We start from the raw sequence: 10,022 nt of genomic DNA, 5'->3' as shown, positions 1-10,022 counted from the left end.
GAGCGCTCCCACCTGCCCGCGCCCACCGGCATCATGGATGCCATGCCCGAAGGAGACACCGTCTGGCAGACCGCACAGCGCCTTCACCAGGCCCTCGCCGGTTCCCCGCTCACCCGCAGTGACCTGCGCGTCCCCCGCCTGGCGACCGTCGACCTCACCGGCCGCCAGGTCCTCGAGGTCGTCCCGCGCGGCAAGCATCTGCTGACCCGTGTCGAGGGCGGGCTGACTCTCCACTCCCATCTGCGGATGGACGGATCCTGGCAGGTGTACGGGCCGGGCGAGCGATGGCGTGGCGGCCCGCACCACCAGATCCGGGCCATCCTCGCCACCGCCGCCCACACCGCCGTCGGCTACCGCCTCCCCGTCCTCGAACTGCTCCGCACCGGCGACGAGGACAAGGTCGTCGGGCATCTCGGCCCCGATCTCCTCGGCCCCGACTGGGATCCGGACGAGGCACTGCGCCGACTGCTCGCCGACCCGTCCAGGCCCCTGGGCGAAGCGCTGCTGGACCAGCGGAACCTCGCCGGGATCGGCAATGTCTACAAGTCCGAGCTGTGCTTCGTGCTGCGTGTCTCGCCCTGGCTGCCGATCGGCGAGGTGTCCTCCCCCGAGCGCCTGGTGGCCCACGCCAAGAAGCTGCTGGAGGCCAACAGGAACCGGCGCGCCCGGGTCACCACGGCCGAGCCACGCCCCGACCGGCGGCTGTGGGTGTACGGGCGCCCGGGGCGGCCCTGCCTGCGCTGCGGTACGCCGGTGCGCGCCGCCGACCAGGGCCGTGCGGGTCAGGAGCGCTCGACCTTCTGGTGCCCGAGCTGCCAGGCGGGACCGCAGGGGCCCGCCCCGTCCTGACGCGGAGGGCCTCCCCTGCGGGCGCCGCCCCTTCTGGGCGAGGGACCGCAGTGCACCGGCAGCAGGCTCAGCCCCCAACCGCCGACCGCTAACGCCCCCTCCACCGGCCCGGCCTCTCCCGGCTGTATCGCCAGCCGCAGCACGGACCACCACCAGACACCGCCCAGAGCGAGCGCCAGCACCCACCGGACCGGCCTGAGGCCCTGGGCGTCGGCCCCTCCGACGGCTGCCATGACTGCCTCCTTCGGCGACGCTAGACGCCTGTTCGCATACGGCGGGAGGGCGCACAGGAAGCACGTCGGCGCGTGTCGGACACTCGCGATCCCCCCAGTGTGCCCAGCCGGGCCGAACTGCGCACCCAGAGCGGGCCGCCGAGCCAAAACGCCAGGTCGAAGGGGGCGGAAATGAAAATCGCCCGGTATCGGGGCGGGCCGACCACCACGGTCGCCCACCCCGAAGCCAGGCTGTCACCCGCTCCCGCGCCCGGTCGGCCTCAGCACGGCCGAGCCCCGGCTCAGCGCCTCAACAGGCAGCTCAGCCGACACCTACGACGCCTCAAGCCGGCCCGGGCCCGGCTCAGCGCCTCAGGCTCGATGGCCGCCGTTCTCGGCCTGGAACATCCAGTGGTGCTTCTCCAGGTCACGGGTGAGCTCGATGAGAATGTCCTGGGTCACCGGGTCCGGTTCGTCGGTCGCGCGGATCCGCTCCCGCATCCGCGCGATCACCGCTCCAAGTGCGTCCACGAGCGTCCGGATGGCCTGTGTGTCATCGGTCCAGCCGTCCTTGACCGTGTCGACACCGCTGGTCGCGGCGACCGTCTGGGCCCGTCCGTCGGGCGCCACTCCGAGCGCCGAGGCCCGCTCCGCCACCGTGTCGGCATGATCCCTGGTCGTCGCCACGACCTCGTCGAGCTGCAAATGGACCGTGCGGAATCGCGGGCCCACGACCGTCCAGTGGATCTGCTTGCCCACCAAGTGAAGGTCGACGAGATCGACGAGGGCGCCTTGCAGCGCGTCAGCGACGACCTTGAGGTGTTCCTCCGGCAGCGGGCTCCTCACCACAGACATCCGGTTCCTCCTGTTCGACCGTTTGGCCCCTCTTGATTACCTCTCCTCATCTGGGGTGACCTGAATCCGGCCGGACAAACATCGAGGCCCCGGCCGGTACGGCTACCGGCCGGGGCCTCGAAGAACTCTGGTCAGGCCCTCAGGCCGCCACCACGTCCACAGCTTCCTTGGGGGACTTGATGGTCACCCGCTCCTCCGGAACGCCCGTCACGGACGTCACAGAGACGGGATTGAGCACGGGCCGCATGGGCGCCGGGACCTTCTCAGTGGTGGACGCGGCCGACTCGGCCAGTTCGGCGAGCGACAGCTCGTCGCTGACCTCACGCATGACCTGCGACATCCGCACCTCAAGGGCGTCGCAGATCGCCGACAGCAGCTCGGACGAGGCTTCCTTCTGGCCGCGCTCGACCTCTGACAGATAGCCGAGCGACACCCGGGCGGAGGAGGAAACCTCGCGCAGAGTACGGCCCTGGCGCTGGCGCTGCCGGCGCAGCACGTCACCCAGCAGGCGACGGAGCAGAATCATCGCTGGCTCCCTCCTCGGACCTCGGATCCGGATCCTTCACGCCCCACCGTACCGCCTCGGGCTGCGCCCGTGCGGGGAGCGATGTCGTGTTCACTCAGGGCTGCAAACATCAAAACTCGTCGTGTTGTTCCGTATCCTTTGCCCCTGCTGTCGCGATCAATTCGCTGAACAGCAGCTTGACTGCGGCGCGGACGGTCTGTCCGCGAATTCCGGCACGGTCTCCTTCGAGCCGCAGCGCTGCCGCGGCCACCGCCTCCCGGGGCCCCGCGACCGCCACATGAACGGTGCCCACGGGCTGACCGTCCTGCGGTGTGGGACCCGCCACACCGGTGGTGGCCACGCCCCAGTCCGCGCCCAGCGCACGCCGTACGCCGCGGGCCATCTGCCGGGCCACCTCGGCGTCGACCGCGCCGCGCTCGGCCAGCAGGGCCCCGTCCACGCCCAGCAGCTCGTGCTTGAGGTCGGTGGCGTACGCCGTCACCGAGCCGCGGAAGGAACGGGAAGCGCCGTCCACAGCGGTCAGCTCGGCCGCCACCAGACCGCCGGTGAGCGATTCGGCGACGGCCAGGGTCTGTCCGCGCCGCTCCAGCAGCGCCAGCACCTCGGCCGCCGTCCCGGCGCCGCTCACGTCGTGGCCTCCTCCGCCGCCCGGCCCGCCCGGCGCAGCACGATCGCCTGCCGGACGTAGTCGAGGCCGGTGACCACGGTAAGGATCACGGCCACGGCCATCACCCAGAACCGCAGCGTGGCCAGCGGCCCGGTGAGCGCCAGGATGTACATCCCTACGGCGGTGCCCTGCGCGAGCGTCTTCAGCTTTCCGCCCCGGCTGGCCGGAATGACCCCGATCCGGATCACCCAGAACCGCATGAGTGTGATTCCGATCTCACGGAAGAGAATCACCCCCGTCACCCACCAGGGGAGGTCGGACAGGGCCGACAGACAGATCAGCGCCGCGCCCATGATCGCCTTGTCCGCGATCGGATCGGCGATCTTCCCGAAGTCGGTGACCAGGTTGTACCGGCGGGCCAGATGACCGTCGAAGAGATCGGTGATCATGGCGATGGCGAACGCCGCCCACGCGACGGAGCGCCACGCCGGGTCGTACCCGCCGTTGTGCAGCATCAACAACACAAACCCGGGCACCAGGAGCAGCCGCACCATGGTGAGGATATTGGCGATGTTCCACAAACCGGCGGGCCTGACAGCGGCCGCCGGGCGGCGGTGACCTCCCGCGGCGGAGGCCGGGACACCCGTCATCTGTCCGCCTTCCCGGTGGGCTCGCCGCCACCCTGCCGCTCCAGCGGCTCAAGCGGCTCCGCGACGAGGTCCACTCCCTCCGTCGCGATCACCTTCGCTTCGACCATACGGCCCACCTCCGGCTCCCCGTCGGTGCTGAGCAGCGTCTGGCCATCGGTCTCCGGCGCCTGGTGGGCGCCTCGGCCCAGAACCGCCCCGGTGTCGTCGATCTCCTCCACCAGCACCTCGACGACCTCGCCGAGCCGCTCCTCCGCCCGCTGGGCGGTCAGCTCCTCCGCGAGGCGCGAGACGCGCTCCAGACGCTCGGCGACCACCTCGGGGTCGACCTTGTTCTCGTAACCGGCGGCCTCGGTGCCGTCCTCGTCCGAGTACCCGAAGACACCGATCGCGTCCAGCCGCGCCTCACTGAGGAAGCGCTCCAGCTCCGCCAGGTCGTCCTCGGTCTCGCCGGGGAAGCCGACGATGAAGTTCGACCGGGCGCCGGCCTGCGGCGCCTTGCCTCTGATCGTCTCGAGCAGTTCCAGGAAGCGGTCGGTGTCGCCGAAGCGGCGCATGGCGCGCAGCACCCCGGGCGCCGAGTGCTGGAAGGACAGATCGAAGTACGGCGCGACCTTCTCGGTCGAGGTGAGCACGTCGATCAGCCCGGGACGCATCTCGGCGGGCTGCAGATAGCTGACCCGGATCCGCTCGATGCCGTCCACCGCGGCCAGCTCCGGCAGCAGCGTCTCCAGCAGCCGGATGTCCCCGAGGTCCTTGCCGTACGAGGTGTTGTTCTCGGAGACCAGCATGATCTCCTTCACCCCCTGCTCGGCCAGCCAGCGGGTCTCGCCCAGCACATCGGAGGGGCGGCGCGAGATGAAGGAGCCGCGGAAGGACGGGATGGCGCAGAACGAGCAGCGCCGGTCGCAGCCGGAGGCCAGTTTCACCGAGGCGACCGGGCTGCTGTCCAGTCTGCGGCGCAGCGGGGCCCGCGGCCCGGAGGCCGGGGCCACCCCCTCGGGGAGGTCCTCGGGCGCGGTGTCCTGGGCGTGGCCGGGCAGCGCCACCGACGCGGCGTCCTGCCGCTCGGCCGGACTGATCGGCAGCAGCTTGCGGCGGTCGCGAGGGGTGTGGGAGGCGTGGACGCCGCCGGCGAGGATGGTCCGCAGACGGTCGGAGATGTCGGCGTAGTCGTCGAAGCCGAGCACCCCGTCGGCCTCGGGCAGCGCCTCCGCGAGCTCCTTGCCGTACCGCTCGGCCATGCAGCCGACGGCCACCACGGCCTGGGTACGGCCGTGGTCCTTCAGGTCGTTCGCCTCCAGCAGGGCGTCGACCGAGTCCTTCTTGGCGGCCTCCACGAAGCCACAGGTGTTGACGACGGCGACGTCCGCCTCGGTGGCTTCCTCGACGAGCTCCCAGCCGTCCGCCGCCAAGCGGCCTGCGAGCTCCTCCGAGTCCACCTCGTTACGGGCGCAGCCAAGGGTGACAAGGGCGACGGTGCGGCGTTCGGGCATGGGGTCAGACTACTTCGTCCCCACGACAGCCCCCGCTGGCAGGGCTCCCGATCTTGCTACGGCTCAGCCCGCTTCGGGGTCTCCCTTGGTGTAGCTCAGCCGCTGGACGGCCCCGCTGGTGCCCACGTTCTTCACTTCCTTGCCGTTCACGAACAGCTTGATCGCCCCGGCGTTGCCCAGCACCAGGTCGATGCGCCTGCTGTCGCTGAAGGTCTTGGAGTCGCCCTCGCGCAGCACGCCCTCCTCGATCAGCCGGCCGTTGTGATCCTGGGCGGAGATCCAGCTCTGGCCGTCCTCGGCGGTCAGCTTGACGGTGACCTTGTCCGCCGGGACGCCCGCGATGGCACTGTCGGACGGGTCGGGCTTGTTCGGGGTGGCGGGCTTGGAGGGGGCGGCGCTGTTGGTGGGCGCGGAGGCGCTGGGCTTGGGCGAGCCGGTGTCCTCGGCGACCGTCGAGCCGTCGCCGTTGCCGCCCCTGAAAAGAGTGAAGCCCACGAATCCGACGACGGCGACGATCGCCGCGACCATCGCGGCCGTCCAGTTGGGGCGCCGGGGATCGGGGCGGATCCGCTCGGCCTCGAACAGCGGCGCCGGCGCGGTCGGCGTGGGCCGGCCGCCGTGTTCGGCGTCGAACTGTGCGATCAAGGACTCCGGATCGCAGCCCACGGCGCGCGCGAGCACACGGATGTGTCCGCGGGCGTAGACATCGCCGCCACAGCGCGAGAAATCGTCCTGCTCGATGCCCCGCACGATGGGGGTGCGCACCCGGGTGGAGGAACTGACCTCGTCGACGGTCAGCCCCGCGGAGATACGGGCCTGCTGGAGGGCGCGACCGATGGAAACCCGGTCGTCTTCGGGGGAGTTGCCGTCTTCGGGAAGGTTGCCGATGGACACGGGGGCGCCTTTCGAGCGTGAGCCACCTGCCGGGGGTTCAGTCTAGGGGTGGGGCGAAAGGGTCGGGCAAGCGGGAGGACGGAGTTTGTCCGCCATCGGGATTGCCGTTCGATCACGATTCTGGGGTCTCACTCCGCCACCTCCCTCAACTTGACGTTTCGGTAGGGGAAACGGTTGCCCGCCAAACCCTTATGAGTGAGCCTTACCGCGGATCACGTCGAGCACGCCATCCAATTCATCCGGCTTGACGAGCACATCGCGCGCCTTGGATCCCTCGCTCGGGCCGACGACGCCCCGCGACTCCATGAGATCCATCAGCCGCCCCGCCTTGGCGAAACCCACCCGCAGCTTGCGCTGCAGCATCGACGTCGAGCCGAACTGGGTGGAAACCACCAGCTCAGCGGCCTGGCAGAGCAGATCGAGATCATCGCCGATCTCCTCGTCGATCTCCTTCTTCTTCGACGACCCGACCGTCACGTCCTCGCGGAAGACGGGTGCCATCTGCGCCTTGCAGTGCGCGACGACCGCCTCGACCTCGGCCTCGGTGACATAGGCGCCCTGCATCCGGGTGGGTTTGTTCGCGCCCATCGGCAGAAAGAGGCCGTCGCCCTTGCCGATCAGCTTCTCGGCGCCGGCCTGGTCCAGGATGACGCGGCTGTCGGCCAGCGAGGAGGTGGCGAAGGCGAGCCGTGAGGGCACATTGGCCTTGATCAGACCGGTGACGACGTCCACGGAGGGCCGCTGGGTGGCCAGCACCAGGTGGATACCGGCCGCGCGCGCCAGCTGTGTGATCCGCACGATCGAGTCCTCGACATCGCGCGGTGCGACCATCATCAAATCGGCCAGCTCGTCGACGATCACCAGGAGATACGGATAGGGCTTGAGCTCGCGCTCGCTCCCCGCGGGCTCCTTCACCTTGCCCTTGCGGACCGCCGCGTTGAAGTCGTCGATATGGCGGAAGCCGTACGCCGCGAGGTCGTCATAGCGAAGATCCATCTCGCGGACGACCCACTGGAGCGCCTCGGCGGCGCGCTTGGGATTGGTGATGATCGGTGTGATCAGATGCGGAATGCCCTCGTAGGCGGTCAGCTCCACGCGCTTGGGGTCGACCAGCACCATCCGCACATCGTCCGGAGTGGCACGGGCCATGACCGACGTGATCAGACAGTTGATGCAGGACGACTTGCCGGAACCGGTCGCGCCCGCCACCAGCACATGCGGCATGGTGGCCAGATTGGCCGCCACGTAGCCGCCCTCGACGTCCTTGCCCAGCCCGACGAGCATCGGATGGTCGTCGCCGACGGAGTCCGCCGAGCGCAGCACATCGCCCAGGTTGACCATCTCGCGGTCGCTGTTGGGGATTTCGATGCCGACGGCCGACTTGCCGGGGATGGGGCTGATGATCCGCACATCGGGGCTGGCGACCGCGTAGGCGATGTTCTTGGTCAGCGCGGTGATCCGCTCGACCTTGACGGCCGGGCCCAGTTCCACCACGTAGCGGGTGACCGTCGGGCCGCGGGTGAAGCCGGTGACGGCGGCGTCCACCTTGAACTCCGTGAACACCTTCGTCAGCGAGTCCACGACCGCGTCGTTGGCCGCGCTGCGCGTCTTGCCGGGACCGCCGCGCTCCAGCAGCTCGAGCGAGGGCAGGGAGTAGGTGATGTCGCCGGAGAGCTGCAGTTGCTCGGCGCGCGGCGGCAGCGGCTCGCTCGTCTCGGTCACGGGCCGGGTGAGGTCGGGGACCTGGGCCGGGTCCGCCTCGCCGGCTCCGTCCTTACGGCCCTTCCCGCCCGCCGCCGTGCCCCTGGCGCCGCTCGTCCCGGACTCCTTGTCGGCGTCGCGCGCGACCGGCACCCCGCCGCTGGCGGCCCCGTCCTCGCGCTCGCCCGAAATCCCGCTGCTGAGCCCGGCGACGAGCGGCGAGGGCTGCACACCGTGCAGCACGGCCCCGTCCAGCGAGGCGGCGGCCGCGGCCGCCACGTCCACGGCGTCCATGGGCCGGTCGAGCGGCGGTTGGGTGGACGACGAGCGGCGCGAGCGCCGGCGCTTGCGCAGCGCCTCCTCCTCGGCCCGCTCCGAGCCTCCGGCACCGTCCGGGTCCTCTTTGGCGAGCGAGGTCCTGCGAGCCCGTCTGGCGGGCGTCTCGCGCCATTCGTCGGCGTACTCCCCCGCGTCGTACCCGGCCTCCGAGGCGTACGCGTCCTCGTCGTCCCGGACCAGGCCGAGCCGGACGCCCAGCTGCCGCAGCCGCTGCGGAATGGCGGCGACCGGCGTCGCCGTGACCACCAGCAGCCCGAAGACGGTGAGCAGCACCAGCAGCGGTACGGCCAGCACGTCGCCCATCAGGTAGATCAGCGGCCGGGAAACGGCCCAGCCGATCAGGCCGCCCGCGTCCTGTATCGCCTCGGTGCCCTGGCCGCGTCCCGGGGCGCCGCAGGCGATGTGGACCTGCCCCAGGACGCCGATGACGAGCGCCGAGAGCCCGATGACGATCCGCCCGTTGGCCTCCGGCCGCTCCGGGTGGAGGATCAGCCGGGCGGCGATGGTGCCCAGCAGTATCGGCACCACCAGGTCGAGACGGCCGAAGGCGCCGGTGACCAGCATCTCGACCAGACTGCCGACCGGCCCGTCCAGATTGGACCAGGTGCCCGCCGCGACGATCAGGGCGAGGGCGAGCAGCAGCAGGGCGCTGCCGTCCTTACGGTGGGCGGGGTCGAGTCCCTTGGCGCCGCGTCCTATGCCGCGGAACATCGCCGCGACGGCGCGCGCCGTGCCCATCCACACGGCGCGCACGGCGCGGTACACGCCGCTGGTGGGATTCGGTGCGGGAGCGGGCGCCGCCTTCTTCGCCGCGGCCTTCTTCGCGGGCGCGGCGGACTTCTTGGCGGGTGCCTTCTTCGCGGGCGCCTTCTTGGCGGCCGTCTTCTTCGCAGCGCCTCCGGACTGCCCGGCGCGCTTCTTCGAGGTGCCCGCCGTGCTCTGGGAACCCTTGCCGGACGTACGAGAGGCCATGGAGGCGAGATTACCCGCGTCCGCCGTACGGAGCACGCATGGCGGGGGTATCAGGCGCCCCGGACGTCACACCGGTGCCGCTGCACAGTCGAGACGGTGAGGCGGCCGTGACGGCACGTCAAAGTGCGGGTGACCGGTCGGCGATGACCGACCGACGGTGACGGTGGAGTGACCGCTCAGTTCTGCGAGGGGACCTGGCCGGCCCCGCTGCCCGCACCCGGCTCCAGCGCGTCCAGCGCCCGCCGCAGACCGGTCAGCTTGCGCTCCAGATGGGCCGCGGTGGCCACGGCGGCGGCATCGGCCGACTCGTCCAGCTGCTTGGAGAGTGCCTCGGCCTGCTCCTCGACGGCGGCGAGCCGCGCGGACAGCTCCGCGAGCAGCCCCGCCGACTCCTTCGCCTCCCCGGCGGCGGGCTGACCGCCCTCCAACTGCAGCCGCAGCAGCGACGCCTGCTCCCGCAGCTGGCAGTTCTTCATGTACAGATCCACGAAGACCGAGACCTTGGCTCTGAGCACCCAGGGGTCGAACGGTTTGGAGATGTAGTCCACCGCGCCGGCCGCATAGCCCCGGAAGGTGTGGTGGGGGCCGTGGTTGATCGCCGTGAGGAAAATGATCGGGATGTCGCGGGTCCGCTCCCGGCGCTTGATGTGCGCCGCGGTCTCGAACCCGTCCATGCCCGGCATCTGGACGTCCAGCAGAATCACCGCGAAGTCGTCCGTCAACAGCGCCTTGAGCGCTTCCTCCCCTGACGATGCCCGCACCAGGGTCTGATCGAGCGCGGAGAGAATGGCCTCCAGCGCCAGCAGATTCTCCGGCCGGTCATCGACCAGGAGGATCTTGGCCTTCTGCACCATGCCCCGTCCTCCTCGTCCCGGCTTGGGGTCTCCCCAGCTCGAAGAGCTGGGGGAAGCACCGGGCGCCGCC

10 protein-coding genes are annotated in these 10,022 nt (G+C 70.6%); 1 reads left to right on the top strand and 9 read right to left on the bottom strand.

Going from position 1 to position 10,022, the window contains the following annotated elements:
• The first annotated feature begins 42 nt into the window (after window positions 1–42).
• Window positions 43–849 carry a DNA-formamidopyrimidine glycosylase family protein gene (locus tag CGL27_RS33970; protein ID WP_119994679.1) on the top strand — a complete coding sequence of 269 codons (807 nt, stop codon included), beginning with the start codon at window positions 43–45 and terminating at the stop codon, window positions 847–849.
• On the opposite strand, the gene CGL27_RS52415 is transcribed toward CGL27_RS33970, so the two are convergent.
• The 9 genes from CGL27_RS52415 to CGL27_RS33925 all read right to left on the bottom strand — a co-directional run bounded on the left by CGL27_RS52415 (window position 783) and on the right by CGL27_RS33925 (window position 9,952).
• Complete coding sequence (locus CGL27_RS52415) at window positions 783–1,082, bottom strand: hypothetical protein (protein ID WP_014055329.1); 300 nt, start codon at window positions 1,080–1,082, stop codon at window positions 783–785. The genes CGL27_RS33970 and CGL27_RS52415 overlap by 67 nt on opposite strands.
• Before the next feature lie 351 nt (window positions 1,083–1,433).
• Window positions 1,434–1,916: a DNA starvation/stationary phase protection protein gene (locus CGL27_RS33960; RefSeq protein ID WP_119991702.1), complete on the bottom strand. Its 483-nt coding sequence runs from the start codon at window positions 1,914–1,916 to the stop codon at window positions 1,434–1,436.
• Between the two features lie 139 nt (window positions 1,917–2,055).
• Window positions 2,056–2,442: a helix-turn-helix transcriptional regulator gene (locus CGL27_RS33955; protein ID WP_014055327.1), complete on the bottom strand. Its 387-nt coding sequence runs from the start codon at window positions 2,440–2,442 to the stop codon at window positions 2,056–2,058.
• A 109-nt stretch (window positions 2,443–2,551) separates the two neighbouring features.
• A complete protein-coding gene (locus tag CGL27_RS33950) occupies window positions 2,552–3,070 on the bottom strand; it encodes a CinA family protein (protein ID WP_078644139.1) in 519 nt (172 codons plus the stop codon).
• Complete coding sequence (pgsA, locus tag CGL27_RS33945) at window positions 3,067–3,699, bottom strand: CDP-diacylglycerol--glycerol-3-phosphate 3-phosphatidyltransferase (protein WP_078644137.1); 633 nt, start codon at window positions 3,697–3,699, stop codon at window positions 3,067–3,069. Before pgsA ends, CGL27_RS33950 begins: the two co-directional genes overlap by 4 nt.
• On the bottom strand, window positions 3,696–5,192 hold the full coding sequence (rimO, locus tag CGL27_RS33940; RefSeq protein ID WP_119991701.1) for a 30S ribosomal protein S12 methylthiotransferase RimO: 1,497 nt from the start codon (window positions 5,190–5,192) through the stop codon (window positions 3,696–3,698). The genes pgsA and rimO overlap by 4 nt, the downstream gene beginning before the upstream one ends.
• A 63-nt stretch (window positions 5,193–5,255) precedes the next feature.
• Window positions 5,256–6,086 carry a helix-turn-helix domain-containing protein gene (locus CGL27_RS33935; RefSeq protein ID WP_078644134.1) on the bottom strand — a complete coding sequence of 277 codons (831 nt, stop codon included), beginning with the start codon at window positions 6,084–6,086 and terminating at the stop codon, window positions 5,256–5,258.
• Between the two features lie 189 nt (window positions 6,087–6,275).
• The gene (locus tag CGL27_RS33930; protein ID WP_119994678.1) at window positions 6,276–9,098 is read right to left on the bottom strand and encodes a DNA translocase FtsK; all 2,823 of its coding nucleotides are present in this window, start codon (window positions 9,096–9,098) and stop codon (window positions 6,276–6,278) included.
• Between the two features lie 176 nt (window positions 9,099–9,274).
• On the bottom strand, window positions 9,275–9,952 hold the full coding sequence (locus CGL27_RS33925; protein WP_020868040.1) for a response regulator: 678 nt from the start codon (window positions 9,950–9,952) through the stop codon (window positions 9,275–9,277).
• Window positions 9,953–10,022 lie beyond the last annotated feature (70 nt).

The organism is Streptomyces sp. 11-1-2 (assembly GCF_003595545.1).
GTDB classification, from domain to species: domain Bacteria; phylum Actinomycetota; class Actinomycetes; order Streptomycetales; family Streptomycetaceae; genus Streptomyces; species Streptomyces hygroscopicus_B.
Note: the sequence above shows the minus strand (reverse complement) of the source record. Positions and strands in the feature narration are given on the sequence as shown.

What these genes read in the sequence shown, in the direction of transcription:
- CGL27_RS33925 (WP_020868040.1), bottom strand. Translation starts at nt 9,952, where the DNA reads ATGGTGCAGAAGGCCAAGATCCTCCTGGTCGATGACCGGCCGGAGAAT.
- rimO (WP_119991701.1), bottom strand. Translation starts at nt 5,192, where the DNA reads ATGCCCGAACGCCGCACCGTCGCCCTTGTCACCCTTGGCTGCGCCCGT.
- CGL27_RS33960 (WP_119991702.1), bottom strand. Translation starts at nt 1,916, where the DNA reads ATGTCTGTGGTGAGGAGCCCGCTGCCGGAGGAACACCTCAAGGTCGTC.
- CGL27_RS52415 (WP_014055329.1), bottom strand. Translation starts at nt 1,082, where the DNA reads ATGGCAGCCGTCGGAGGGGCCGACGCCCAGGGCCTCAGGCCGGTCCGG.
- CGL27_RS33955 (WP_014055327.1), bottom strand. Translation starts at nt 2,442, where the DNA reads ATGATTCTGCTCCGTCGCCTGCTGGGTGACGTGCTGCGCCGGCAGCGC.
- pgsA (WP_078644137.1), bottom strand. Translation starts at nt 3,699, where the DNA reads ATGACGGGTGTCCCGGCCTCCGCCGCGGGAGGTCACCGCCGCCCGGCG.
- CGL27_RS33970 (WP_119994679.1), top strand. Translation starts at nt 43, where the DNA reads ATGCCCGAAGGAGACACCGTCTGGCAGACCGCACAGCGCCTTCACCAG.
- CGL27_RS33930 (WP_119994678.1), bottom strand. Translation starts at nt 9,098, where the DNA reads ATGGCCTCTCGTACGTCCGGCAAGGGTTCCCAGAGCACGGCGGGCACC.